The organism is Halobacillus litoralis (assembly GCF_020171725.1).
In the GTDB taxonomy this organism is placed as follows: Bacteria; Bacillota; Bacilli; order Bacillales; family Halobacillaceae; genus Halobacillus; species Halobacillus litoralis_F.
In genome coordinates this window covers 425,730-452,600 of record NZ_JAIVAJ010000005.1, presented here as the reverse complement: position 1 = coordinate 452,600, position 26,871 = coordinate 425,730, and the positions used below count along the sequence as shown (strand labels likewise).

The 26,871-nt window shown below is 46.5% G+C and carries 20 protein-coding genes; 13 read left to right on the top strand and 7 right to left on the bottom strand.

Going from position 1 to position 26,871, the window contains the following annotated elements:
• Positions 1–136 precede the first annotated feature (136 nt).
• Positions 137–1,402 (top strand): PucR family transcriptional regulator, encoded by a 1,266-nt coding sequence (locus LCM20_RS12040; RefSeq protein ID WP_225195705.1) that lies wholly within the window; start codon positions 137–139, stop codon positions 1,400–1,402.
• Between the two features lie 262 nt (positions 1,403–1,664).
• Here the strand turns inward: LCM20_RS12040 and LCM20_RS12035 are convergent, their stop codons facing one another.
• Entirely contained in the window at positions 1,665–2,060 is a 396-nt protein-coding gene (locus LCM20_RS12035; RefSeq protein ID WP_225195704.1) for a VOC family protein, read from the bottom strand.
• Positions 2,061–2,232: 172 nt separating this feature from the next.
• Between LCM20_RS12035 and LCM20_RS12030 the strand changes: the two genes are divergently transcribed.
• Positions 2,233–2,802: a hypothetical protein gene (locus LCM20_RS12030; protein WP_225195703.1), complete on the top strand. Its 570-nt coding sequence runs from the start codon at positions 2,233–2,235 to the stop codon at positions 2,800–2,802.
• Positions 2,803–2,860: 58 nt separating this feature from the next.
• Here the strand turns inward: LCM20_RS12030 and LCM20_RS12025 are convergent, their stop codons facing one another.
• Together LCM20_RS12025 and LCM20_RS12020 are read right to left on the bottom strand one after the other, a co-directional pair.
• Positions 2,861–4,267 carry a DHA2 family efflux MFS transporter permease subunit gene (locus tag LCM20_RS12025; protein WP_225195702.1) on the bottom strand — a complete coding sequence of 469 codons (1,407 nt, stop codon included), beginning with the start codon at positions 4,265–4,267 and terminating at the stop codon, positions 2,861–2,863.
• A gap of 127 nt (positions 4,268–4,394) precedes the next feature.
• A complete protein-coding gene (locus tag LCM20_RS12020; protein WP_225195701.1) occupies positions 4,395–5,615 on the bottom strand; it encodes a dicarboxylate/amino acid:cation symporter in 1,221 nt (406 codons plus the stop codon).
• Between the two features lie 160 nt (positions 5,616–5,775).
• On the opposite strand from LCM20_RS12020, the gene LCM20_RS12015 reads away from it, so the two are divergent.
• Together LCM20_RS12015 and LCM20_RS12010 are read left to right on the top strand one after the other, a co-directional pair.
• Entirely contained in the window at positions 5,776–7,173 is a 1,398-nt protein-coding gene (locus LCM20_RS12015) for an NAD(P)H-binding protein (RefSeq protein ID WP_225195700.1), read from the top strand.
• Between the two features lie 104 nt (positions 7,174–7,277).
• The gene (locus LCM20_RS12010; RefSeq protein WP_225195699.1) at positions 7,278–7,448 is read left to right on the top strand and encodes a hypothetical protein; all 171 of its coding nucleotides are present in this window, start codon (positions 7,278–7,280) and stop codon (positions 7,446–7,448) included.
• A gap of 39 nt (positions 7,449–7,487) precedes the next feature.
• On the opposite strand, the gene LCM20_RS12005 is transcribed toward LCM20_RS12010, so the two are convergent.
• Genes LCM20_RS12005 through LCM20_RS11990 form a run of 4 tightly spaced genes read right to left on the bottom strand, consistent with a single transcriptional unit; the run spans position 7,488 to position 9,050 of the window.
• Complete coding sequence (locus tag LCM20_RS12005; RefSeq protein ID WP_225195698.1) at positions 7,488–7,952, bottom strand: YtxH domain-containing protein; 465 nt, start codon at positions 7,950–7,952, stop codon at positions 7,488–7,490.
• Positions 7,933–8,172: a hypothetical protein gene (locus LCM20_RS12000; protein ID WP_225195697.1), complete on the bottom strand. Its 240-nt coding sequence runs from the start codon at positions 8,170–8,172 to the stop codon at positions 7,933–7,935. Before LCM20_RS12000 ends, LCM20_RS12005 begins: the two co-directional genes overlap by 20 nt.
• Positions 8,165–8,617 (bottom strand): DUF948 domain-containing protein, encoded by a 453-nt coding sequence (locus LCM20_RS11995; protein ID WP_225195696.1) that lies wholly within the window; start codon positions 8,615–8,617, stop codon positions 8,165–8,167. The genes LCM20_RS12000 and LCM20_RS11995 overlap by 8 nt, the downstream gene beginning before the upstream one ends.
• Positions 8,618–8,621: 4 nt before the next feature.
• Positions 8,622–9,050, bottom strand: a complete 429-nt coding sequence (locus tag LCM20_RS11990) for a DUF948 domain-containing protein (protein ID WP_225195695.1) — start codon at positions 9,048–9,050, stop codon at positions 8,622–8,624.
• 276 nt (positions 9,051–9,326) lie between these two features.
• Here LCM20_RS11990 and glgB point away from each other — a divergent pair, with 276 nt between their 5' ends.
• The 9 genes from glgB to gltB all read left to right on the top strand — a co-directional run bounded on the left by glgB (position 9,327) and on the right by gltB (position 26,854).
• Positions 9,327–11,237, top strand: coding sequence for a 1,4-alpha-glucan branching protein GlgB (glgB, locus tag LCM20_RS11985; RefSeq protein ID WP_225195694.1), 1,911 nt, complete (start codon positions 9,327–9,329; stop codon positions 11,235–11,237).
• Positions 11,234–12,391 carry a glucose-1-phosphate adenylyltransferase gene (locus LCM20_RS11980; RefSeq protein ID WP_263622074.1) on the top strand — a complete coding sequence of 386 codons (1,158 nt, stop codon included), beginning with the start codon at positions 11,234–11,236 and terminating at the stop codon, positions 12,389–12,391. Before glgB ends, LCM20_RS11980 begins: the two co-directional genes overlap by 4 nt.
• A 12-nt stretch (positions 12,392–12,403) precedes the next feature.
• Positions 12,404–13,510 carry a glucose-1-phosphate adenylyltransferase subunit GlgD gene (gene glgD, locus LCM20_RS11975; protein ID WP_225195693.1) on the top strand — a complete coding sequence of 369 codons (1,107 nt, stop codon included), beginning with the start codon at positions 12,404–12,406 and terminating at the stop codon, positions 13,508–13,510.
• Positions 13,511–13,587: 77 nt separating this feature from the next.
• Positions 13,588–15,018, top strand: a complete 1,431-nt coding sequence (gene glgA / locus LCM20_RS11970) for a glycogen synthase GlgA (protein WP_225195692.1) — start codon at positions 13,588–13,590, stop codon at positions 15,016–15,018.
• A gap of 29 nt (positions 15,019–15,047) precedes the next feature.
• Positions 15,048–17,486 (top strand): glycogen/starch/alpha-glucan phosphorylase, encoded by a 2,439-nt coding sequence (locus tag LCM20_RS11965; protein WP_225195739.1) that lies wholly within the window; start codon positions 15,048–15,050, stop codon positions 17,484–17,486.
• A 20-nt stretch (positions 17,487–17,506) separates the two neighbouring features.
• Positions 17,507–19,426 (top strand): glycoside hydrolase family 13 protein, encoded by a 1,920-nt coding sequence (locus tag LCM20_RS11960; protein WP_225195691.1) that lies wholly within the window; start codon positions 17,507–17,509, stop codon positions 19,424–19,426.
• 171 nt (positions 19,427–19,597) lie between these two features.
• Positions 19,598–20,971, top strand: coding sequence for an FAD-binding oxidoreductase (locus tag LCM20_RS11955; RefSeq protein WP_225195690.1), 1,374 nt, complete (start codon positions 19,598–19,600; stop codon positions 20,969–20,971).
• Positions 20,972–21,112: 141 nt separating this feature from the next.
• Complete coding sequence (locus LCM20_RS11950; RefSeq protein ID WP_225195689.1) at positions 21,113–21,949, top strand: YihY/virulence factor BrkB family protein; 837 nt, start codon at positions 21,113–21,115, stop codon at positions 21,947–21,949.
• 324 nt (positions 21,950–22,273) lie between these two features.
• Entirely contained in the window at positions 22,274–26,854 is a 4,581-nt protein-coding gene (gene gltB / locus LCM20_RS11945) for a glutamate synthase large subunit (protein WP_225195688.1), read from the top strand.
• The last annotated feature ends 17 nt before the right edge of the window (positions 26,855–26,871 follow it).

Here is a 26,871-nt window from a genome sequence, read left to right as displayed (position 1 = left end):
CCCCGCTGCCCTCCTCATTTGTAACAGACCCGTTTTTCGATATTTCAGGCAGTCTCATTTTCAAGGGTGGTTCCTAATCGCGCGTCTTCTGCTATAATGGATTAAAATTCTATTTGTTGGAAAGGGTAGAGTTCCGATGGATGCTAAAGAACGAATTCTCCAAACAGAAGATATCCATAAAGCGACCGACCTCATTACTACCGAACTTGGAAAACCCGTAATCATTGAAAATAAAAACTTCGAGCTCGTGGCCTATAGTTCCATGTCAGAAGATTTCGACCAAACCCAGCAGAAGACGATTCTTTCTAAGAAATGCCCGGTCTTCATCATTGATCGGCTGAAAAAAGAAGGTATCGTCCAGCAGCTGGAGCGAGCATCCGACCCGATCAGGGTGCACCCCATTGAAGAACTGGGCTTTCATCAACGTGTCGTCATCGCTGCCAAACACTTAGGGCATACAGTGGGGTACGTGTGGGTTCAGGAATCCGACCAGTGGATGGAAAAAGACGAACTCGCTTTACTAGAGGAAGTTTCCCTTCATTTAGGGCAGCTGATCAACCGTTTATATGAAAAAGTGAATGCGAAGGAAAACCGGAAAGAAGAGCTGCTTTGGCAGCTGCTGCATCATGAATACGGCAGTGAGAGCCAGCTTCGCCATGATGCGTCTCTTGCTAAATTGGATTTACCTGAACGCTATTCCGTTGTCGTGTTCTCGGTTACCTCACCGAAGTACAACAATCTGCTCGATTACTTACAGGAAACGGTCCTTCGCTTTAAAAAGCACCGCCGTCTTTATTACCTCACCTCGGAATTTCAGATGGTGTTGATCATGGAGGGAAGAAAGAGCGAACGATTCTCTTCCCGTGATTTAGCGCGCGATTTCATCGACGCCGTCAAAAACGACCTGACTGCAGAGTCGTTCTATCATTTCCTGATTGGGGTAGGGAAGGAGTACTCCAGTCTCTATTACATGCGAAAAAGTTTTCTCGAAGCGCTCGAAGTCATCGAAACCGCAAACTTTATCAGCCCGAGACCGGAAACGATGCCTCGTGAATTTTCAAAGCTTGGCATTTACCGCTATCTGGCTGCCCTTTATGAGAAAAACAGTTCAGAAGACTATTACAGTGAAGACCTGCTTTCTTTAATGAAGAATGACTCGGAGAAACAATCCAACCTCCTGCGAACGCTGGAAGTATACTTAGGCCATAACGGGAAGGTGAAAAAGACAGCCGAAAAAATGTTCATCCACCCCAATACATTGAATTACCGCATCAAACAGATCCAAGACCTGACGAACATCGATTTTGGTGACTTCAATATGAAGGCTTATCTATATACGGAGCTTCTATTGATCAACAATGTCGATTCCTATTATCAACGCTATAAGTCGGCCTCTCTCTGAAGTATTTTTACAGGCTATAAGGAGTGTTTGAGTTGGGATACGCTTACGTGTTGTTAACGGGGATGATTCTGTCAGTGGTTTGCTTGATGACGATGAAGAACTTTCGTTCAGAGACGACAGTTCAGAAGATTTTTCATGTGAGTTGCCTTTTGATCGGAGTTGCCTTGATCGTGCTCTCAATCATCGGAATCATAACATATGGACAATCGGTGGAGACGGCGCATAAAGAAAAGGCACCCCTAGAGTGCCTTTTCTTTATGCTTTATTTCGCTTGTTCATCCGGCTGATGGACTCCGAATAGGTTGCCTTCTGTATCTTTGTAATACCCTTGCCAGGCCATACCAGGAAGAGCGTATTTAGGAAGAGCTACCTCTCCGCCGTTCTCCAGAATTTTCGCCTCTGTGGCATCGTAATCTCCAACACCCATCGTACAGGCAAAGCCGTTAACAGGTTGATTAGGCTCTGGGGCAGGACCTTGGCGCTGCATCAATGCTCCGTTTACTCCAGGGTGTTCTTCACTGCCCGTTACTGCACCAAAATAAGGCATCCCGGCGTATTCGGTCCAGTCTTCGAACGTCCATCCAAACACTTCGCTGTAAAAACGCTTGGCACGATCCATATCATCTACGTGAATTTCAAAATGTACGACTCTTCCCATAAGTACCTCCTGTAATTTAAAAGGATTGTGAATCTCCTCTATAACCATTCGGCATATCTTTGAAGCCCTCCTTCTTTTAAATGGAAATAAAAAAATCGTTGTGGGACTGTGGATGCCCATGACGTTTCTCCAGTCTGAATGCTACAATATGGTTGAAACAAGGAGGGTTATGATGAAACGTAAAAGAGTGTACCTCCCCGTTATCCTATTGTTCTTATGCCTCAGCTTTTTCACATTCAAATATGTTCAAAGTGTTCAGGAGGACAGGTCTGATTGGAGAAGTTTTCTCAACCGCTTCTATTATTCTGTTGATGATGCGATCTTTGAATTGGACTATTTATTGAGTAAGGATATTTCTGAGGATCGGTTAGGTGATCGGATCCGTGAGCTGGAGAGAGATTTACTGAAAAGCCAGTACATATATGAAAACGCAAAGTCGTATATCGATTCGAGTCTGTATGGATCCTTTCTTTTCGAAGAAGCGGCAGGGATTCTGTATGGTCTGCAATCATCTGGCACAGTGGATGTCGACCTTGCTCGATTTGATCAGGACGGCAGGCTGGATGCGGATGAGAAAAAATTACTAACAACGATACGTGAGGATTTGGACGAAATCAGAGAAGAAATGCATGCAAATGAACCAGGAAAGCCCAATCCTGATCTAACAGTGGAGCAATTGAATGAAGGGACCAAGTTCATTCTCAGTAAAAACAGACTGGATATTTACAGAGATACTTTTTAAGCGAAATCCATATACAAAAAAGAACTTCCCACACGAAGGGAAGTTCTTTTTTCTAGGATTAACTGCTATATTCTTCTTGATCTGGATGGGAGTTCTTAATGAAGAACGCCATGACGAAACCGATGACCGCAATGATGCCAGCCACGATGAACGAGACGTTCACCCCGTGGATCAAGCCGGAGACTCCGTTTGAAGGAATCGCCTGGCTGGACATGACCGAAACAAGCAGGGCGGTTCCGACTGCACCAGATACTTGACGCATCGTATTGTTCATAGCCGTACCGTGAGGCATAAGGTGCGGTGGCAATTGGTTCAAGCCGGCCGTCGTTACAGGCATCATGACCATCGCAATTCCGAACATACGCACACAGTTGACGAGAGCCAGGTACGTGAAGGTTGTAGCGACCGTTAAATTCGTGAACATGAACGTGGATACGACGAGCAGAGCGAGACCGATAACTGCAAGCCATTTCGCCCCGAATTTATCAAATAACTTACCTGTGATCGGGTTCATAACCCCCATCAGGACAGCACCTGGGAGTAACATCAGTCCGGATTCAAAGGCGGTAAACCCAAGCATGTTCTGCATGAAGATCGGCAGCACAACGGCTCCTCCGATCATGGCAATGAATACGACCATACCAAGAGCAGTGGTCAACGTGAAAATTTTGTACTTGAAGATACGAAACTCAAGGATCGGTCTTTCAAGACGCAGTTGTCTTAGGATGAAGGTTGTAAGGGTAACGGCACCTACAATCATGGAAATCATGACAGGTGCACTGGTCCATCCACTTTCACCCGCGACACTGAATCCATATAGCAGCCCACCGAATCCGAAGGAGGACAGTATGATCGAGATTGGATCCACTTTCGGGAAGGTCTGTTTCGTAACATTTTTCAAAATGAAATAAGCGACAATAATATCAATGATAGCAATAGGTAGAACGACAAAGAATAAACTTCTCCAAGGGAACTGCTCGACAAGGTAACCAGACAGAGTCGGACCGATCGCTGGCGCAAATGCGATGACAAGACCGAACATTCCCATCGCTGAACCTCGCTTCTCAATAGGGAAAACAAGGAACAAGATGGTCTGCATCAATGGCAGAATAATTCCGGCACCTGATGCCTGAAGGACCCTACCTGTCAAAAGCAGTGGGAAATTGGGTGCTATTCCACAAACGAGTGTTCCAAATGCAAAGAGCCCCATAGCTGTTAAAAATAAGCCTCTTGTCGAGAAACGCTCGATTAAAAAGGCTGTAATCGGAATCATAATTCCGTTCACGAGCATGAAAATAGATTGAAGCCACTGAGCCGTACTTGCGTCTAAGCTCAAGTCCCTCATGATGTGCGGCAGCGCTGTAGCCAAAAGGGTTTGGTTAAGTATGGCGACAAACGCCCCCGAAATCAAAACAATCATTAAAGGAACCCGGTTGATTTCCTGTGGGTTGGTTTGATCTGACATGATGAATTCCTTCTTTCTTTTTACTTAGGTCACTAAATAAATAGTTTAACATAAAGGCTAGGAAGCGTTGAATGATTTGCTTACAGAAAAAACGGCTGGAATCCAGTTGGATACCAGCCGTTCTGTATTAAGCGGTTTGTTTTTTTTCTGTTTTGTTAATGATTTTCGTTCCGACAAGGTCGCCGGTGACGTTCAAGGCTGTTGCCCCCATACCGACGAAGACGTCTACGGCAGTTAGGAGTGCTACGGCTTCCATCGGCAGTCCGACTTGAGAGAAGACCGTCGCAATCATAATGATGCCGGCACCTGGCACACCGGCCGTCCCGATCGAAGCGAGTACACCGACTAGAACGATTTGAAGTACGCCGGCAAAATCAAGCGGCTGGTTGATGACGTTCGCTGCAAAGACAGCAGATACCGCAATACGAATCGCCGCACCGTCCATGTTGATCGTCGCACCAAGAGGAAGGCTGAATCCGTATAAGCCCTGGTTCAATCCAAGGTTTTTCGCCGCATTGAGCGTGACGGGTAATGTTCCCGAGCTGCTCTGAGTAGCAAATGCCGTAACGAGCGGCGTGCGGGCCTCGCGCATAAAGGCAGTGGGTTTATTTTTCGTGATGAACAACAGGACCATGTAGAAGGCGAACTGTACTAGAAGGGCGATGTACAAGACGCCGATGAAGTAGCCTAATTCAGAGAGCACATCAGCACCACGAGTCCCGACGATCTCTGCAATGATGGCAAAGATACCGACCGGTACATATTGGAGAATGCCCTTCATGACCGTTAGTGTTGCTTCATTCAGTCCTTCGATGACACGGTACAAGCTGTTGGCTTGTTTCTGATACGCATTGGTCGAGCGTAAATAAGAAATCGCGACCCCGAACACAATCGCTGTGAAAATGATTCCGAGGAGGTTCATTTCCGTGAAGGCCGTCACGATGTTATCCGGTACAATATTGAGCAGGACGCTGGTTACGCCAGGGTTCTCTGGAACGTCGACGCTCTCATTACCTGTAAGAGACAGCCCCATACCTGGATTGAACAGGCTTGCAATCGTAACCCCGACCAAGATCGCAAGAGCGGATGTCCCGACGTAATAAAGAAATACCTTGCCTCCCATTCTTCCGAGGTTCGAAATTCCGGTCTGGTTAATCCCGACAATCAGGGTGAACAGGATCAACGGCAGTATGATGAACTTCAGCAGCCGCATCAGCAGGTCCCCAAGCGGAGCAAGTACGGTAGACTGCTCTCCAGCGAGGAAACCGACAATAAGCCCGAGCACAAGAGCTGCCGTGATTTTCTTAATGAGGGATGTATTTAAATAAGCTTGAAAAATTCGCTTCATAAGATGTATGCCTCCTTTAATAAAATGTCCGTAATTCTGATGAAAATAGTAGGAATACCGTTCCCCAATTTATAAGAAGGATCGTCCCTTGTCAAAGAAGATGCTTCTGTTTGAATGAGTGGAGAAAGAGGAATGTGGAAGAAAAAAGGAGTGAAGGTACGTGACCAAGAGACCCGTAGTGGCATTGACAGGTGCCAGTGGATATATAGGAAGTCATCTTCTGAAGAAATTGGAGAGCCATGCAGACGTCATTGCGTTATCACGAAATGGGCACAAACATGAGAGTCGAGACCATATACAGTGGCGGCCTTGTGATTTATTTTCGATGGCTGATGCCGAACGCGCCCTTGAAGGGGCCGATATTGCGGTGTATCTCGTTCACTCGATGATTCCGTCTGCGAAGTTGACCCAGGGATCCTTTGAAGATATGGACGTCATCTTGGCGGATAACTTCGCACAGGCGGCGAAAAAGCAGGGAGTGAAGCGGATCATTTACTTGAGTGGCATCATGCCTGAAGGACGTGCCAACCTTTCCCGGCACCTCAGGAGTCGACTTGAAGTCGAGCAGATCCTCGGGGCTTACGGTGTTCCGGTCACGACGCTCAGGTCAGGGCTCATTGTCGGTCCACAAGGTTCATCTTTTCCCGTGATGGCCAAACTCATACAGCGTATTCCCTTACTCTGTCTTCCGAAGTGGATGAAGAGGAAGACACAGCCTGTTGCATTAAGTGATGTACTGAAGGCATTGGACCAAACGATTCACAAAGAGGAGGATGCTGGCGAAACCTTTGATGTGGGAGGACCTGAAGCTCTGACTTACAAAGAAATGGCGGAACAGTTATCAGACGTGATGGGGCGTCGTCTCAAGATTCATTCTGTGCGATTTGTCCCGATGCCTTTTGTCAAAGCGATCGTCCGACTGATGACAGGTGCACCGAGGCAGCTCGTCTATCCTTTGGTTGAGAGCCTGCCACACTCCATGATTGTTCGGAAGAGTGCGCCCTCCTATAGAGGAACGATCCCGTTCAAGCAGGCAGCTGAAAAGGCGATCAATGAAGGAGGCGTGTATAGGACAGAACGCCAGTTGAAAAGACCGAAACCGAATGACGTCCGGTCTGTACAGCGCATGCCGATTCCGCAGGGCTGGCAGACAGAAGATGTGGCGCAGGAGTATGTCATGTGGCTTGAGAGGGTATTGAACCCGTGGATCCGAACAAAGGTCGACGATCAATGGTGCTGCCAGATCGGATTTGTTTTTATGAAAAAACCACTCCTTGAGTTGACTTATTCAAAGGAACGCAGCACGCCGGATCGTGCGCTTTATTATATTACCGGCGGGTGGTTGACGGATCAGAGACAGAATGTAAGAGGAAGGTTCGAATTCCGTAAAATCCCAGGTCAATCACAGGCGATTGCAGCCATTCACGAATATGTGCCTGCTCTTCCGTGGACCATTTATCGTTTCACCCAGGCCCACGTCCATCTGCTTGTCATGTGGTTGTTTCATCACTTTTTACGTGGCAGAGATCGTTCGGCGAGCACGCTAAAGGCGATGTAGAAATAGGGGGCACAGAAGTGGCTCCTTCCCACCACCTCAACGACTCAAATGTCGTACATAAAATGAGCCTAATTCGCTCATCTTAAGACTGAGGTGATTGACTAATGAGCAAAAAAGATAAAAAGCCTGACAATCAGTTCAAAGAGAATCAAAACCATGGTGAGAAAAGAAATGGCCGTAAAGCACAGTTCAAAAATTACAACGAAGAATTCGGTGCACCACCCAACGAATATGTAAACAAAGACGAATACTTCGGTAATCAGAAAAAGAAATAAACGCAAAGGGCGAAACCGTGGTGGTTTCGCCCTTTCTTATTAATGTCTCTGGGTTGTCAGGTCTGTGACTTTTCCTTCAGCAGGTGGGGCTGCTACTTGTTCTTCATCCGTGGAATCGGACAGCTCTTCCTGTGCCTTCTCTCCAGCTTCCTGCAGTTCAGCGCCTGCTTCCTTGGCTGTATCTAAGACCTCTTGTGATTCTTCTTTAATTTCTTTCGCCTTCTCTTTAATCTCTTGACCCTGTTCGTTGTAGACGCTTTGAAGAGTCGAGACGACTTCAGTGGCTGCGGAGACGAAGCTTCGTACTTTTGAAACGACGGCATCCTTTGTTTCTGTCGGGTTTTCTTTGGCTTCTGACGCGTAAGTAGTGATCGAGTCCTTGGTTGAGCGTGATTGGTCTTTCAATCGGCGGCGCTCCTCGGGGTTACGGATCAGTACGAAAGCCCCTCCGATTACAGCTCCGGCTAAGATGGCTAATGGCAGTTTATTGTTCTTTTGTTTCATTCCTATTTCCCCTTTCGACTGCATGCTTCTCTGCGGATGCAGCCATGCGTAGTTTTGATGATTGAACGATATCATACTGCTTCTGACCTTCGGTGTACAATTTTGCTCGTTTGCTTCGATACCCGTCTGCCAGGGCTTGGGGTTTGTCCTTGTAGCGATGGAGCACAGCTCCTGTCAGGACGCCGAGAAGGGCACCGCTGATCCATTCCTTCTTATTCATTCGTCTGGCTCTTGATTTGAACTGTTTTTAAGGCATTACGCTTCTGGATCAAGTAATACGAGAGGGCCAGGGCCCCGTAAATCCCTCTCCATCCTTCTTCGTGGACGCGTTTCTCCCCTTCATGAGTGCTTTCTTTCATAGAGGAGGTCATATCTACGAGAGAGGATGTAAGTTTGCGTGAGGATTCTCCGATATCACCTACGATATAAAACAGCGGGCTGAGCGCGCGTACCTTCTCATTGATATCAGCTAATGTATCGTTGCTGTTATGGAGGACATTGGAAGTCTCGCTCATAACAGAATCCAACTGCTCAGGTAGTTGGTTTACGGTTTTGGTAACGCCTTTCAATACCTCTGCCAGGTTGTTCAATGCTTTCATCAAGAAGATCGATACGACTGCAAAGGCAATGCCTATAATGAATACGCCGATTCCTAACCAATCCATCTTATCATCCCTTCCTTCCCGTCTGGTCTTTCTTTGTTTTCCACTTTAAATAGAGCTCGATTGCAGCATCGCCCCATTTCATCGCTTTTACAACCCGTTCGTCTTTCTGGTTGGAAGCATGTGCAACACTTTCAGCCATGCCTTGAAGAGACGTATTGACGGATCCGACCGTCGATCCTACGTTGTTGATGGACTCTACGAAGCCATTCAACGTCTGCGTTTTGTTTTCTACGTCTTCTGCAATTCGATTCGTCTTTTTCAAAAGACTTTCTGATTCACTTGTAATTCCCTGCATCTGCCCTTCTACTTTTTCAAGCGTTTGGGAGACGCTGGTCATCGTGCCTGAAGCCGCTTTTAATGTCTTGATGACAAAAATGGCAATGAATGCGAAGGAAACGGCAATGATGAATAGACTGATTCCGGTTAATGACACAAGGCTCACCTCTTTGATTCATTTTTAACGTTATACCACTAAATCTTTTCGGTGAAACAATCTGTGCTGTGAAGGTTTTCACTTGTAAAATTGTGGAATACAGACTATTGCAAACGCTTACTAAAGGTGTTTTTTTACATGCGAGTGAAAAAGAACACAAATCGACAAAACTTTTCAGAATTTTTTCAAAAATTTAATTGTAAAAGGTTATTCGAGAATTTATGATTAAAGTATGTCAAGTAATTCGAGTCAGTCGTTGAGAGGAGTGGTGGCACGATGAATGATACAGCTTTAGAGCAGGATATTTTTTTATTTCATGAAGGGAATCTCAGATACAGTCATGAACTGTTAGGAGCCCATCGTGATAATCAAAATGGACAAGAAGGCATCAGGTTTGGTGTATGGGCCCCGAATGCAGAGAAGGTAAGCGTTGTGGGACCATTCAATAACTGGGATGGTCGTGAGCACCCAATGAGGCGGATCAACGATGAAGGGCTTTGGTTTACCTTCATTCCCTCTATTGAAAAAGGAACGATTTATAAATACGAAATTCTGACCCCTCATGGTCATTTGAGATTGAAAGCGGACCCTTATGCTTTCTCAAGCGAGCTACGCCCCGATACAGCTTCTAAAGTCTATCCACTGGATGATTATGACTGGAATGATGAAGAGTGGATCAAGGACAGGCAGTCGAGGAATCTCTACGAATCCCCCATATCCATTTACGAACTCCATTTAGGTTCCTGGAAGTATATCGAACCCGAAGTCTTCTATAATTTCCGTGAATATGCTGATATGGTGATTCCTTATGTGAAGGAGCTTGGATATACCCATATTGAGCTGCTGCCGATTATGGAGCACCCATTCGATCGCTCTTGGGGATATCAGATCACAGGATACTTTGCTGTCACATCCCGCTACGGGACACCGGATGACTTCAAATACTTCGTCGATCAATGTCACCAAAACGGAATCGGCGTCATTCTGGACTGGGTGCCGGGTCATTTTTGTAAAGATGAACACGGCCTGAGAAGGTTCGATGGAGAAGCTCTCTATGAATACGCAAACCCGAGCAAAGCGGAGAAGACCCAGTGGGGGACGCTCACATTCGACTTTGCCCGTAACGAAGTGCAGAGCTTCCTGATCTCGAACGCCATCTACTGGTTGAAAGAATATCACCTGGACGGGCTCCGGGTCGATGCGGTCGCCAGTATGCTTTACCTCGACTTCGGTAAAGAAGACGGGGAGTGGGAGCTGAACGAATACGGCGGGCGAGAGAACCTTGAAGCCGTCTCGTTCATTAAGAAAATGAATGAAGCGATTTTTGAAGAGGTACCGAATGTACTCATGATGGCTGAAGAATCAACTTCGTGGCCGATGGTCAGCGCACCGACTTATATCGGTGGTCTTGGCTTTAACTATAAATGGAACATGGGATGGATGAACGACATGCTCAAGTACATGGAGACCGATCCCATCCACAGAAAGTATCATCACAACTTGATTACGTTCTCCCTGATGTATGCTTTCTCAGAAAACTTTGTACTGCCGATTTCTCACGATGAAGTCGTTCATGGTAAGAAGTCGTTATTAAATAAAATGCCGGGTGATTATTGGCAGAAGTTTGCGAACTTACGAGCCTTTCTTGCTTACATGTATGCCCATCCTGGTAAAAAACTACTCTTCATGGGAGGTGAATTCGGACAATTTGATGAATGGAAAGATTTAGAGGATCTTGACTGGGAACTGCTGGATTATGATTCCCATGCGGCTGCCAAGCGTTACATGGAACAGCTTCATCTTCTATATCGTGAAATGCCGGCACTGTGGGAATTGGATCATAAAGAAGAAGGATTCTCTTGGATCGACCCTCATAACTATGAACAAAGTGTCATTTCATTTGTCCGAAATGGACGTACAAGCCAAGACCAGCTTGTGATTGTATGTAATTTCACTCCCGAAGTTTATCACAACTATAAAGTGGGAGTACCGCAACAAGGCTCATATAATGAAGTTTTCTCGAGTGATGCGGAACACTTCGGTGGTTCTGGACAGATTAATGGTGTTGCTTTAGACGCGGTCGCTGAACCTTGGCAGGGCCAGGATCAGCATATAACCATGACAATTCCCCCGCTCGGTGTGAGCTTCTTGAAACGAACTTCAGCAAACAAGGAGGAAAGATCATGAAGAACAAAGAATGTGTCGCTATGCTTTTAGCAGGAGGTCAAGGAACAAGGCTTAAATCGTTAACGAAGCGGATTGCGAAGCCTGCCGTTTACTTTGGGGGGAAATACCGTATTATCGACTTTCCACTTAGTAACTGTACGAACTCAGGCATTGACACTGTGGGCGTACTGACACAGTATGAACCACTCATTTTGAATGATTATATCGGAATCGGTTCACCTTGGGACCTGGACCGAAACTATGGTGGAGTATCCGTACTGCCTCCTTTCATGCAGTCAGAGGGCGGAGGCTGGTACACAGGGACCGCCAACGCGATTTATCGGAACATCCAATTTTTGAATCAATATGAACCTGAACATGTCCTAATTCTTTCAGGGGATCACATTTACAAAATGGACTATGGCGAAATGCTGGAGCATCATAAGCTGACTAATGCGGATGCGACCATTTCAGTTATCGAAGTGCCATGGGAAGAGGCGAATCGTTTCGGCATCATGAACACGGATGAAGAGGGACGAATCGATGAATTCGATGAGAAGCCTGAATTTCCGAAGAGCAACCTTGCCTCAATGGGCGTTTATATTTTCAAGTGGGACGTTTTGAAACAGTATTTGATGGATGATGCAGAGAAGGAGCAATCCTCACACGACTTTGGTAAGGATATCATTCCTGCGTTACTAAATGATGAAAAAAACCTGATGGCTTACCGTTTTGACGGCTATTGGAAAGATGTTGGTACCGTTGAAAGCTTATGGGAAGCGAACATGGATTTATTGAAGAAAGACTCTGATTTGAACTTGAATGACCAGAGCTGGAGGATTTACTCGAAGAATCCAAACCAGCCTCCACAATATATTGCGCCGACAGCCAGAGTGAAAAATGCTTTGATCAATGAAGGCTGCCGCATTCACGGCACAATCGACACGTCGATCATTTTCTATGGTGTCCATGTGAATGCATCGTCGGTCGTAAAAGATTCCGTCATCATGCCGGAAGTGAAGATTGGGAAGAACGTGACGATCAACCGCGCGATCATCTCGAAAGGAACCGTCATTGAAGACGGAGCGGTGATCGGAGATCCGACGCCGGGTAGTGAAATCACATTAGTAGCCGAACAAGGCAGCGTACTAGCGTCAAGCTACGTTAATAGCTAAAAGGAGGATATTATGGATCGTATTGCCGGAATTATCAACTTGGATCATGAACAGGACTTGTTAGATGAATTAACTTATTTTCGGTGTGGAGCGGCCGTTCCGTTCGGTGGACGGTACCGGATGATCGACTTCACCGTATCAAATATGACGAACTCGAGAATCGAATCGGTTGCTGTATTTGCGAGACGTAAATATCGCTCTCTGATGGACCACCTCGAGCAGGGAAAGGCGTGGGATTTAGATAGGAAGCGTGGAGGATTGTTCATTCTTCCTCCTGACTGGAATGACCCGACGGATATTTCCAAAGGGGATTTGCAGCACTTCCATAACAATATCGACTTCCTGCACCGTGCATGGGCTGACTATATTTTAGTCACAGGTTCACAGAACATTTGCAACATCAACTTCCAGGATGTTTTGAAAGAGCACAAGAAGGTGAATGCAGATGTCACGGTGATCTACAACCGTGCAGATGAGCTTTACCCGGAATACCAGCGGGCCCACAAGCTTGAAATTGATCAGAACAGCCGTGTGACAGGTATTCATAATGATCACAGCAGCATCAATGTCTATATGGATATGTATTTAATTAAGAAAGAATTGATGATCGACCTTATTCAGCAGTGTATCGCACACGGAAGCAGCCACTTCTTCCTTGATGGCATCAAGTCGAGGCTGTCAGAACTTCACGTGCATGCTTATGAATATAAAGGGACTCACGCGCTCATCAACTCGGTTGAAAGCTATTACCGCAACAGCAGTAAGCTTCTTGAAGCCGATGAACACGATGGTCTATTCTCGGATGATGCTCCAGTTTTCACAAAAGTGAAGAACGAGGCGCCTTCTAAGTATTTACCATCTTCAGACGTGATGAACACGCTTGTTGCCAATGGCTGCGTCATTGAAGGACATGTAGAAGACAGCATCCTCTTCCGTGGGGTCAAAATCGGTGAGGGAGCGGTCGTGAAGAATTCGATCATCATGCAGCGCTGTGAAATCGAGCCGAACGCTGTTTTGGAGAACGTCATCCTGGACAAAGATTGCAAGATTTCAGAAGGGCGCACCTTAATCGGTGCACCAGAGAAGCCTTTTGTCGTACCCAAAAGAAAATCGATGTAAATAAAAGCGGGGGCTGTCCGAACAATCATTCAGACAGCCCTCTTATCATAACAAAAAATAAGGAGTGTCTGAATAGAATGAAAGTGTTGATGGTTGGTTCAGAGTGTACCCCGTTTATCAAAACTGGAGGGCTTGCGGACGTGTTGGGAACGCTCCCTCAAGCGCTGAAGACTCAAGGAGCCGATGTCCGGGTCATCCTTCCGAAATATGAAATGATGGATGACAAATGGAAAATGCAGCTGGGGCATGTACAGGAACTTGAGGCGCCGATGGGCTGGCGTAACCAATATGTTGGAATTGAATATATAGAGTATGAAGGAATTCCTGTCTATTTTATTGATAATGAATATTATTTCAAACGATCGAATTTATACGGGTATGATGATGAAGCCGAACGCTTTGTCTTTTTCAACCGCGCGGTCATGGAGCTGATGGTATCTTGGGACTGGACACCTGACGTTCTGCATTGTCACGACTGGCAGACGGGTTTGCTTCCGGTTTTCTTACATACCCATTACAAGGATGTAGAGAAGTTTCAAGGTATGAAAACCGTCTTTACGATCCATAATTTAAAGTACCAAGGGATTTATGCACAGTCGGTTTTACACGATTTGATGGACTTCGATGAGGGTATGATGAGAGATGACGCATTTGAATTCTTTGGCAACATCAACTTCATGAAAGGGGCTTTGAATTATGCGGATTTCATTACAACAGTGAGTGAAACTTACGCAGAAGAGATTCAAACGCCTTATTATGGGGAAAATCTAGACGGAGTCCTTCGAAAAAGGTCGAATGAGCTCGTAGGAATCGTCAATGGCATCGACGACCAAAACTATAATCCTATGAAAGATGAGGCTCTCGCTTTTCCTTATCGCAGCTCTTTGATCAAGAAGGCTCAAAACAAGATGTGGCTTCAAGAACAGCTCGGTTTACCGGTACGGAAGGATGTCCCGATGATTGGCATCGTTTCCAGGCTGGTGGAACAGAAAGGCTTCGACCTGATCGGGCGTGTTATCGATGAGCTTTTGTATCATGATGATGTACAAATGGTTGTGCTCGGTACTGGAGAATACCAATACGAACAGATGCTGCAGTGGGTCCAGGACCGCCATCCCGACAAGATGTCCACGAATATTCGATTCTCGGAACCTTTCTCAAGGCAGATTTATGCAGCCAGCGATTTGTTCCTGATGCCGTCACGCTTTGAACCGTGTGGAATCGGACAGTTGATTGCACTGCGCTACATGACAGCTCCGATTGTCAGGGAAACGGGTGGACTGAAAGACACCGTCGAGTCGTATGATGAAGACACGGGAGAGGGAAATGGATTTACGTTTACCCATTACAACGCTCATGACATGCTCTACACGATCCGCCGGGCCATTGCACTCTATCATGAACCTGCATCTTGGCAAAAACTGACGAAGAACATTTGCAAGAGTAAGTTCACTTGGAAGAAATCCGCTAGTCAGTATTTGGATCTTTACCGAACCATGCTTGAGTAGGGGAGACAATGGGAGGAAATCACATGGTGATGTTCAGTGACAAGAAGGAGTTTCAGGAAGCGTTCAGGAAAAAGCTCGAAACACAGTTCGGAAAAACAGTAGAGTCTGCAACAGAGTACGATGCTTACCGCACACTCGGCTCACTTGTGCAGGACAAGGTTAACGAAGAGTGGGTGAAGACCAAGCAGGAATACAGAGAGAGTCAGACGAAACAAGTCTATTATTTCTCTATGGAATTCCTTATGGGCCGCCTGCTAGGTAACAATCTATTGAATTTACAGATGTTGTCTCTTGTTGATGATGGATTGAAGGAACTGGGTCTCTCTCTACCTGAACTTGAAGAGAAAGAGAAAGATGCGGGTCTTGGAAATGGTGGACTCGGAAGGTTGGCGGCTTGTTTCTTAGACTCGCTGGCTTCTTTAGAATTGGCTGGGCATGGCTATGGAATGAGATATAAATACGGGATGTTCGACCAGCAGATCATTGACGGGAAGCAGGTCGAGCTGCCGGATGATTGGTTGAGTCAACAATTCCTTTGGGAAGTACGACGTCCTGAAGAAGCGCTTGAGGTCCGGTTTGGCGGTCATGTGAACGCCGTGGAAAATGATGACGGTGACCTTCACTTTGAACAAACCGGATATGAACAGATCCGCGCGGTGCCGTATGACGTGCCAGTCGTAGGCTACAACAACGAGACGGTGAACACGCTGCGTCTATGGTCTGCTGAGCCAACGGTAGAAGATACGTTAGCTAAAGCAGAGATCGAAAGTCATTTCGGTCATTTTTTAGACCATAAACGCTCACTTGAAGCTATTTCGGAGTTTTTATACCCGGATGACTCGACAGACGATGGGAAAAGACTGCGGTTGAAGCAGGAATACTTCCTCGTATCAGCTGGCGTCCAGTCGGTCATACGCAACTTTGAAGCGCTGAATCTTCCTTGGTCCTCGTTCGCTGAAAAAGTGGCGATTCACATTAACGATACGCACCCGGCGCTTGTCATACCTGAACTGATGAGGGTGTTGATGGATGATAAGGGACTAGGATGGGAAGAAGCGTGGGATCTGACGCAATCAGCGGTATCTTATACGAACCATACGACCTTGAGTGAGGCACTGGAGTCATGGCCGGTTGATATGGTACGCAACTTACTGCCGCGTGTCTTCATGATCATCGATGAGATCAATGAACGCTTCTGTCAGATATTGTGGAAGACGTATCCAGGCGAGTTCGACCGGATTGCGGACCTCGCGATTGTAGCAGACGGTCAAGTGAAGATGGCTCACCTTGCCATTGTAGGAAGCCACAGCGTGAACGGCGTAGCCAAGCTGCACACAGAAATTTTGAAGAAACGCGAAATGAAACGGTTCTACGATACGTTTCCGGAACGCTTCAATAATAAAACGAATGGGATTACGCACCGCCGCTGGTTGATGCACGCAAATCCATCCTTAACCAATGCCATAAATGAAGCGATTGGGGAGGACTGGAAGAAAGACCCGAAACAGTTGAAGAACCTGCTGAATAAGAAAGACGACCTTGCTTTTCTTGATCAATTGCACGACATCAAGCAAGAGAACAAACGCTCCTTTGCAAACTGGGTAAGTGAAACACAGGGAATTACAGTCGACCCCGAATCTATTTTTGACGTCCAGATTAAGCGACTGCATGGCTACAAGCGTCAATTGATGAATGCCCTTCATATTATGCACTTATACAATGAGTTAAAAGCAGACCCGACGCTTGAAATCGTCCCACGCACATTTTTCTTCGGAGCTAAAGCAGCCTCAGGCTACCATTTTGCTAAGAAAGTGATTCAGTTGATCAATCGAATTGCACATGTCGTCAACAACGACGCGGATGTGAACCCGTATATCAAAGTCGTGTTCCTTCCGAACTATTCTGTATCATTGGCAGAGAAAATCATTCCTGCAGCCAACGTCAGTGAGCAAATCTCCACAGCAAGTAAAGAAGCTTCCGGAACCGGGAACATGAAGTTCATGATGAACGGGGCCCTGACAGTTGGTACGATGGACGGAGCCAACGTGGAAATTCACGATTTCGTTGGTGATGAGAACATCTACACCTTTGGATTAAGCTCTGATGAAGTGTTGGAGTATTACCGTAGTGGCGGCTACTCGTCACGAGAGGTGTATGAGCAGGACGAACGAATCCGCAACGTTCTTGACCAGCTCGTGCACTACAGTCCGTTCTCGAAAGGAGAGACGGATTTCCAGGAGCTTTATGACGCACTCATCCATCATAATGATGAATACTTTGTATTAAAAGACTTTGCTGATTATGTTCATATTCAAAAGAAAGTCAGTCAGGATTACCAGCGTAAACGCCTATGGAATGCGAAGAGCTTAGTGAACATCGCTCATTCCGGTGCCTTCTCGAGTGACCGGACCATTCAGGAATACGCCCGTGATATCTGGCAGATTGAACGAGTGCAATCGCTAAAGTGATGTTTTAGGAGGCCTTTCCTGTGAGACAAAAAGAGATGTACCACCACAGCTTTGAGGAAGCGTATAGGGAGCCTTTCGGTGCTGCACCGAAGGGTTCCTCTGTTTCCTTGACGATTGATATCCACACTCATTTCGACGTTCAGCACGTCATTTTACACTACATCTTAGATCGAACCGATGAAGAAAGAACGGTAGAGATGGATCTTTACAGCGAAGAGCATCATTACAATTCCTTTGAGGCGACGCTTCATATGCCGACAGATCCTCAGCTTGTTTGGTATTACTTTGAAGTCGTCTGCCCGGACCATTCGCTTTATTACGGAAGAGAAAACATCTTGGAGAGCGGAGAGGGGAAGGTCTACGACCACGTACCTCCTTCCTGGCAGATCACCGTCTACGATCCGGATTATGAAACCCCTGGATGGTGGAAGCATGCGACGATGTATCAAATCTTCCCGGATCGCTTTTACAGCTCAGGGGAGGTCGATCCGTCCAAAGCACCGAAAACCAGCTTGATTCATGCTCATTGGGAAAATGATCCGGTCTATATCCGGAATGAGCGTGGAGAAGTGATTCGGTGGGACTTCTTCGGTGGGAATTTGAACGGGATTACTGAAAAACTCGATTATATCGCATCACTTGGTGTCACAGTCCTTTATTTGAACCCAATTTTTGAAGCGGAAAGTAACCACCGTTACGACACAGGAGACTATCACAAAGTTGATCCGCTCCTTGGAACGAAGGAAGACTTGGAGACGCTCATTAAAGAAGCGAAGAAAAAGAAAATCGAAGTGATGCTCGACGGTGTGTTCAGTCACACGGGAAGTAACAGCATCTACTTTAATCGTGAGGGAGAATACGATTCTGTAGGGGCGTATCAATCGAAGGGATCTACCTACTATCCTTGGTATTCCTTCCATCACCATCCGGATGAATATGACGCCTGGTGGGGTGTCGGAACACTGCCGACATTGAACAAAGAGAACGACCATTACCAGCGCTTCCTCGTACACAATGAGGACAGCGTCATTAAGACATGGCAGAAATCGGGTATCCACCATTGGAGACTGGATGTGGCCGACGAACTGACCGACGATCTCATCAGTCAGATTTACAGGCAGTTGAAGAAGGTCAATCCTTCAAGTGTGCTTCTGGGTGAAGTGTGGGAAGACGCCTCTAACAAAACGGCTTACGGTAACCGTCGTGATTACTTTTTGGGTGGCGTGCTCGACTCGGTCATGAACTATCCGCTGCGCCGGATCATGCTTGACTTTATGAGAGGTGAAGTAGATGCAAGGTACGTACACCGGACGCTGACCACCCTTGCCGAGCACTACCCGAGGCATTACTTTTATTCTGTAATGAATATGCTGTCCAGTCACGATGTGGAGCGCATTTATACGATGTTGGAAGGGTTTCTTCCAGACGAATGGTCAGATGAGGATAAACGACACCAGATCTTTCGCCAAATCAAAGCATTAAGCTTGTGGCTCTATGCATTTCCGGGAGTCCCGTCACTGTATTATGGAGATGAAGCAGGCGTAAGCGGAGGTGCTGATCCGGATAACCGGAAACCCTATCCATGGGGCAGGGAAAACAAAGACCTCCTTCAATGGTATAAGAAGATCGGGGAGTGGAGACAGTCCCATACGTCGATGCGGACGGGTGAATTTAAGTCTTATGAGCTTCATGAAGATGTGTACGGATTCGAACGCTCGACAACGAATGGTCTTGATGCCTTTGGTGAGAAGGCGACCGATGAGCGGGTCATCTACTTATACAACCGAAGCCTTGGTCAAAAGCATCACGTCACGCTTCAAGTGGAAAAAGGGAAATGGCAGCACCTTGAAAACAAGAAGCGGATTTTCCGTGCACGAAACGGGGAGCTCAAGCTTGAACTTGAGCCGAGCGAATGCTTCTTGTTGCGATATATGAATTAAGGCAGCACCTAAGGGGATCCCTTAGGTGTTTTCATTTGTGCTCAATATAAAATAAATTTTAAGTATAGGATTTTGCCTTGTCACGATTGTAAGAAAATTGTAATATAGGTATTTAGTTCTATGATTGGGACTATACATATGAAATGAGATTTAAAAAGGAGTGGTGAAACATTGTTTGAACAACTACAATCCGAAATGAGCGGAAAAGTCGTTCTGCCCGGGCACCCCAATTACGAAGAGACGCGTGCGATTTTTAATGCGGCGGTAAAAAAACAGCCAGCCGCGATTGCGGTGTGTAAGGACGAGCGGGACGTATCAAAAGCTGTAAAGTTTGCCAACGAACACGCCATGCAGATTTCTGTCCGCGGTGGTGGTCACCATGTGAGTGGTACATCTCTGACAGAAGGTGGGCTGCTCATTGACTTGTCAGAAATGAGGCACGTCACGGTAGATGAGGAATCTAAGACCGCTAAAGTCGGTGGTGGTGCGCTTCTGTCTGATGTCGATGCGGAAACACAGAAGTTCGGCCTGGCAACCCCGACGGGAACCGTTTCAGAAACCGGGATCGGCGGTTTGGCTTTAGCGGGAGGTTTAGGATATCTGCGTGCAAAGTACGGGCTTTCGTGTGATAACATCTCTGCAGCGAAAGTCGTAACAGCAGATGGATCCGTTCTCGAAGTAAGTGAGAATGAATACTCGGATCTTTTCTGGGCGATCCGTGGCGGTGGAGGTAACTTTGGCGTCGTGACTGAATTTGAATTTCGTCTCCATGATGTTGGACCGAATGTCTTGGCGCTTGATGTGATGTATGATTTGAAGGATGCCGATCAGATTTATCAACAGTTGGATCAGTTTGTGGAAACCGCACCTGATGAAATCAGCTTGAATGTGACCGTGATGGATCTGCCTCCATTACCAGAACTCCCGGAATTCCTTCACTTTAAACCTGTCATGATTGTAGCAGGGATGTACGCTGGTGAAGTGGAAGAAGGGAAAAGAGTGATCCAACCATTGCGTGAGCTGGCGGTGCCGATTGCTGATCAATCAGGCGTCGTTCCTTATACACAGCTCCAATCAAAACTGGATGCCATGGTACCTAAGCAGGCTAACTTTAAAGGAAGTTCCCTGTTCTTTTCGGAACTATCACCAGAGAACTGGCAGAGTATCCTGAAAGAAAAAGAAATCGCCCCCGGCCACTTGATGCTTCAGTTATGGGAAACACACGGAAAAATGAACCGGATCCCTGCGGATGACAATGCCTTTGCCATTCGTGATGCCCGTTATGTTCTGTTACTGGACATCATGTATGAAGACGAGCAGGAGGAAGCTTGTGCCAAATGGATCGAAGCGTTCTACGAGAAGTTCTCTCCGATCTCTTTTAACGGAGCGGCCTATCTGAATGGGATTGATCCAGAAGACCACGTGATTCGCAAAACGTATGCTGATAATTATGAACAGCTGCTTGAGTTGAAACAGAAGTATGACCCTCATAATGTTTTTCGAATGAATCATAATATCCGCCCGTCATCTGTTCATAGTAAGTAGAATATATAATAAACCCGGGTGATGCATCGATGCGTCATCCGGGTTTTCTATAGGGGATTTGAAAATGTTCCGATCTATGCTTAAAGGGGGAACAAAAAGGGGATAGAAAAGTAGAGATGGAGACAGGGAAGGATGGTTTTTTTGAATAAAGTGGTTGATTACGCAAAAGAGGTGTTCGCGGAATTCCAAAAAGATAATATCCCTCTGCTTGGGGCAGCACAGGCCTATTATTATTTGCTTGCCGTTGTTCCGATGCTTATTTTGTTATTGTCTATTCTGCCATATATGAATATTGAAGCGGAGACGGCAATCAATGCTCTCAGCAATGTGATACCGGCAGAAACCGCTGAAATCTTCAGGGAGAATATCGTCTCCCTCGTCGAGGAACCGAAAGGCGGATTGCTAACGATCGGAATCCTCGGTACGATCTGGTCCGCATCGAGTGGAATCAATGCTTTCATTCAATCTGCCAATCTCGCCTATCACGTGGAGGAAACACGTTCCTTTATTAAAGTTCGACTCCTATCTATTGGTCTGACTTTAGGGATGATTGTCGCGATTGTTGTGGCGTTGGCGTTACCGGTGTTCGGAGATGTCATCATAGATTTCATTAATCGTACGGTGAACCTTCCTTCTCAGACGGTCATTTTATTTCAGTTGTTACGCTGGGTGATCAGTGTGCTCGTCATGGGGGCAATATTACTGTCCCTCTATCGATTTGCACCGAATAAGTCGATTCCCTTCAAACATATATGGCCTGGTGCGATATTGACGGCCGTGCTTTGGCAGTTGATTTCCCTTGCCTTTTCTTTCTATGTCAGTAACTTCGGAAACTACTCGGCGACTTACGGAAGCCTGGGTGGAATCATTGTGCTCATGCTTTGGTTCTTCCTGACGGGGATGATTCTAATGATCGGGGCGGAACTCAATGTCATTCATCACCGTAAGAAATCCGATGAAAAAAGAAAGACGGCTTAAATAAACTTCCCTGTTTTTCAGGGGAGTTTTTCTATTATTCAGTTGCATATTCATTCATCAAAACTATTATTTTATACATAATTCGATGCGTTACGATTGATTCAGTAGAAAATTTTCAAAAAAGTTTAACGTTTATTGATGGCGCTTACATGGTCGATTTATAAGCGTTTTGGTGTTTGTAGAGGGCGCGGATAATCTTTCTCAAGCGCATGAGAGGCGTGATTACATGGTTTTTTCGTGATATACTAGTAAAAAACTGAAAAGACGGAATTTTATAATTTTTGTATGCAACCTTGAAAGACTAGACTGCTAGGGGGAATGATTATGCAGAAACACGGATATCCAGTTCCTCAGGGATTGTATCATCCTGATCAAGAACACGAAGCATGTGGAATTGGTGTACTTGCCAATATTGATGGAACGAAGTCACACAGCATTGTAGAAAATGCCGTTACGATCCTTTGTAACTTGGAGCACCGCGGTGGACAATCCGCCGACATCAGTACAGGGGACGGGGCAGGGATTCTAACTCAGATCCCACACCGCTTTTTTAAAAACCAATGTGAGAAAGAAGATATAGAGATTCCCGAAGAAGGGGAATATGGCGTCGGAATGGTCTTCCTGCCTGAAGATCATGACACAAGAATGGATTGCAAGCGATTGTTTGAGAACATCGTAGAGGAAGAAGGACAGAAGTTCCTCGGCTGGCGTACAGTACCGATCAACGATTCGTTCGTCGGTAACGATGCGAAGAAAACGAAGCCTTTCATCCGTCAGGCGTTTATTGCTCCATCTGAAAATGTGAACACGCAAATGGAGCTTGAACGTCGTTTATACATTATCCGCAAACGCGCAGAACAGGAAATTTCAAATCAAGATGGGTACGATGATTTTTATATTTGCAGCTTGTCGACATCAACGATTGTCTACAAAGGGATGTTGATTCCGGAGCAATTGGATTCCTTCTATATTGATCTAAATCACCCGGACTTTAAAACGGCCCTCGCTTTAGTGCACTCCCGTTTTAGTACAAACACTTTCCCGAGCTGGAAACGGTCACACCCGAACCGTTATACGATTCATAATGGTGAATTTAATACATTACGAGGCAATGTAAACTGGATGAGAGCACGCCAGGAGCTTTGCTCATCTGAATACTTCAGCGAGGAAGATTTGAAGAAGATTCTGCCTGTCATTGATGACAACGGTAGTGATTCTTCTATGTTTGATAATGCCTTTGAATTTCTTCACCTCTCTGGTCGTTCGCTTTCGCACACGGCTATGATGATGGTGCCGGAGCCTTGGTCGAACGATGAAACGATCCAAGAAGACAAGAAGAACTTCTACGAATATCACAGTTGTCTTATGGAGCCGTGGGATGGACCGGCAGCACTGGCTTATACAAATGGTAAACAAATCGGTGCTTGTCTTGACCGAAATGGTCTGAGACCCGCTCGTTATTATGTAACAAAAGACGGCATGATTGTGCTTGGCTCAGAAGTAGGAGCGCTTGATATCTTTGCCGATGACATTCTATATAAAGACCGCCTTCACCCTGGGAAGATGCTCCTTGTCGACTTAGAGCAGGGCAAGATCATTCCAGATGAAGAAATCAAGTTGCAGATTGCACGTGAGCATCCATACGATGACTGGTTGGAAGATAACAAGTTTGAACTTGGTGATCTGCCGGAAGCAGACGAAACATTCCGTCCTGCCGAAGATCTGGTAGAGCAGCAGCTTGCGTTCGGCTATACGACTGAAGAACTGAACCGTATTTTGATGCCGATGGTTACAGATAAGAAAGACCCTGTCGGTTCAATGGGATACGATTCTCCACTTGCTGTACTGTCTAAAAAGCCTCAGCTTTTATACAGCTACTTCAAGCAGCTCTTCGCCCAAGTAACGAACCCGCCGATCGATGCCATCCGTGAAAAGCTCATCACGATGGTCGAAACGACAATCGGAGCAGAGGGCAATTTAGTAGATCCGAAGCCTGAAAGCTGTCGTCAGATTCGATTGCAGACGCCTGTACTGAAAAACGAGGAGCTTGAGAAGCTGCGTCAGCAGAATATCGATGGATTTAAAGCCGTTACCATCTCTACTTTATTTGATGCTGAAGAAAATCAGCTGAAGCCGGCTATGGATCGAATTTGTGAAGAAGCCGACAAGGCAATTGAAGACGATTCGGTACTCCTGATTCTTTCAGACCGTGGCGTCAGCAAAGATAAGGCTGGCATTCCAGCTCTACTTGCGGTTTCCGGCCTGCACCACCACCTCATTCGTCAGGGAACGCGTACGAAAGTAAGCATCCTGATCGAATCAGGAGAAGCAAGGGAAGTACATCACTTCGCTACGCTTCTTGGGTACGGGGCAGAGGGGATCAACCCTTATCTTGCTTATGAAACGTTCCGTGAGCAGATCAACCTTGGAAATCTGCCGGTCGAATCGCTTGAAGAGGCTGTCGATACGTATGTAAAAGCGGCGACAGACGGAATCATTAAAGTTCTTTCGAAGATGGGGATATCCACGATTCAAAGTTACCGCGGTGCGCAGATCTTTGAAGCTGTCGGTATTCGTCAGGATGTCATTGACCAGTACTTCACTCGTACATCATCCCGACTCGGTGGTATAGGTCTCGACATTATTGAAAAAGAAGTCTTGATGCGTCATGAAGTGGCGTTCAGCAAAACACGTGGCGGGAACCGTACGCTGGAAGCTGGAGACGACTATCAGTACCGTAAAAACGGAGAAGATCACCAATACAATCCACAAACGATTGCGACGCTTCAGCACGCTTGCCGAAGCAACGACTATGATCTTTTCAAATCGTATTCGAAGATGCTGACAGACGAGAAGCAGAACCTTCAGTCTTTAAGAGGCCTGCTTAAGTTCAAGAAACGTCCATCTATTCCTATAGAAGAAGTAGAACCGATTGAAGACATTACCCGCCGTTTTAAAACGGGTGCGATGTCGTACGGTTCAATCAGTCAGGAAGCACACGAAGCACTGGCTGTTGCGATGAACCGAATCGGTGGCCGAAGTAACTCCGGTGAAGGTGGGGAAGATGCGAGCCGTTTCACACCGGAAGAGAACGGAGACTCGAAGCGCAGTGCCATCAAACAGGTAGCTTCAGGTCGTTTCGGTGTATCCAGTCACTACCTTGTGAACGCAGATGAAATTCAAATTAAAGTGGCGCAAGGGGCGAAACCTGGTGAAGGTGGACACCTTCCTGGTAAGAAAGTGTACCCATGGGTAGCGGAAGTCCGTGGCTCTACACCTGGTGTAGAACTGATCTCACCACCTCCTCACCACGATATTTATTCGATTGAGGACTTGGCTGAATTGATCTATAACTTGAAAAACGCCAATCCGAAAGCGCGTATTTCGGTTAAATTGGTATCAGCTGTCGGTGTCGGAACCATTGCCGCAGGTGTTGCGAAGGGACGCGCAGATCTGGTACTGATCAGTGGATATGACGGAGGTACAGGTGCTGCTCCGCGTACAAGTATTAAGCACACGGGTCTACCTTGGGAAATCGGCTTAGCCGAGACGCACCAGACCCTTGTCCTGGACCGTCTTCGTGACCGAATCGTCGTAGAGACAGACGGGAAGATGATGACAGGCCGTGACGTCGTAGTCGCTTCATTACTTGGCGCAGAAGAATATGGTTTCTCCACTGCACCACTCGTTGTTCTGGGATGCGTCATGATGCGTGTCTGCCACTTGAACACTTGCCCGGTTGGAGTCGCGACACAGGATCCGGAGCTGCGTAAGAAATTCACAGGCGAAGCCGATCACCTTGAGAACTTCATGCGATTCATCGCACAAGAAGCGCGTGAGCTGATGGCTGAACTTGGGTTCCGTACGGTGAACGAAATGATTGGTCGTACGGACGTGTTGGAAGCAAACGATGCCGTCGATCATTGGAAGGCCAAAGGGGTCGACCTCTCAGCCTTGCTTTATCAGCCTGATGTACCAGCAGATTACGGCCGCTATGCGACACGTAAACAGGACCACGGCTTAGATAAGACGTTGGACGTAGAAGAGCTGATCCCGCTTTGCAAAAACGCCATCGAAACAGGAGAGCGTGTGGAAAGCACAGGCTCGATCCGTAACATTCACCGTGTAACGGGGACGATTCTCGGAAGCGAAATTACCCGCCGTTGGGGTGAAAAAGGACTTCCTGAGGATACGATCAACTTGAAGTTCAAAGGTTCTGCCGGTCAAAGCTTCGGAGCCTTCATTCCTAAAGGGATGACGCTGCGTCTTGTCGGAGATTCCAATGATTACGTCGGAAAAGGATTGTCTGGTGGTAAGATCATCGTTCATCCATCACCGAGGTCTTCCTTCAAGCCGGAAGAGAACACAATCATCGGTAACGTGGCATTTTACGGAGCATCTGCCGGAGAAGCTTACATCAATGGTCTTGCTGGAGAACGTTTCTGTGTGCGTAACAGTGGCGCAGAAGTAGTCGTCGAAGGCGTGGGAGATCACGGGTGTGAATATATGACAGGTGGTAAGGTCGTCGTACTTGGCGGCACAGGACGTAACTTTGCAGCCGGTATGTCCGGAGGCGTAGCTTATGTGCTGGATGAAACCGGCCAGTCATTTGATACGAAATGCAACAAGGAACTTGTCCATCTCCAACAGCTGACAGACAGTGAAGAGATGCAGGACCTTTATAACATGATAGAAAAACACGTCGAATACACAAACAGTCCACTGGGGCAGCGTATCTTGGGTCAATGGAATGAATACGTCAAGAAATTCGTCCGCGTCATTCCGCGTGACTACTTAGCGATGCAGGAACGCATCCAGCGTCTCAAGGACGATGGTTTAGGTAAATTCGATGCAGAAATGACAGCATTTGAAGAGCGAAACAAACCGGTTGAAACCGTGAAATAACATCGGAAGGAGCGATT

Coding starts and splice junctions, on each gene's coding strand:
- glgD (WP_225195693.1), top strand. CDS start 12,404: ATGGATCGTATTGCCGGAATTATCAACTTGGATCATGAACAGGACTTG.
- LCM20_RS12040 (WP_225195705.1), top strand. CDS start 137: ATGGATGCTAAAGAACGAATTCTCCAAACAGAAGATATCCATAAAGCG.
- LCM20_RS11980 (WP_263622074.1), top strand. CDS start 11,234: ATGAAGAACAAAGAATGTGTCGCTATGCTTTTAGCAGGAGGTCAAGGA.
- LCM20_RS12010 (WP_225195699.1), top strand. CDS start 7,278: ATGAGCAAAAAAGATAAAAAGCCTGACAATCAGTTCAAAGAGAATCAA.
- LCM20_RS12000 (WP_225195697.1), bottom strand. CDS start 8,172: ATGAATAAGAAGGAATGGATCAGCGGTGCCCTTCTCGGCGTCCTGACA.
- LCM20_RS11995 (WP_225195696.1), bottom strand. CDS start 8,617: ATGGATTGGTTAGGAATCGGCGTATTCATTATAGGCATTGCCTTTGCA.
- LCM20_RS12020 (WP_225195701.1), bottom strand. CDS start 5,615: ATGAAGCGAATTTTTCAAGCTTATTTAAATACATCCCTCATTAAGAAA.
- glgA (WP_225195692.1), top strand. CDS start 13,588: ATGAAAGTGTTGATGGTTGGTTCAGAGTGTACCCCGTTTATCAAAACT.
- LCM20_RS12035 (WP_225195704.1), bottom strand. CDS start 2,060: ATGGGAAGAGTCGTACATTTTGAAATTCACGTAGATGATATGGATCGT.
- gltB (WP_225195688.1), top strand. CDS start 22,274: ATGCAGAAACACGGATATCCAGTTCCTCAGGGATTGTATCATCCTGAT.
- LCM20_RS11965 (WP_225195739.1), top strand. CDS start 15,048: ATGTTCAGTGACAAGAAGGAGTTTCAGGAAGCGTTCAGGAAAAAGCTC.
- LCM20_RS12030 (WP_225195703.1), top strand. CDS start 2,233: ATGAAACGTAAAAGAGTGTACCTCCCCGTTATCCTATTGTTCTTATGC.
- LCM20_RS12025 (WP_225195702.1), bottom strand. CDS start 4,267: ATGTCAGATCAAACCAACCCACAGGAAATCAACCGGGTTCCTTTAATG.
- LCM20_RS12005 (WP_225195698.1), bottom strand. CDS start 7,952: ATGAAACAAAAGAACAATAAACTGCCATTAGCCATCTTAGCCGGAGCT.
- glgB (WP_225195694.1), top strand. CDS start 9,327: ATGAATGATACAGCTTTAGAGCAGGATATTTTTTTATTTCATGAAGGG.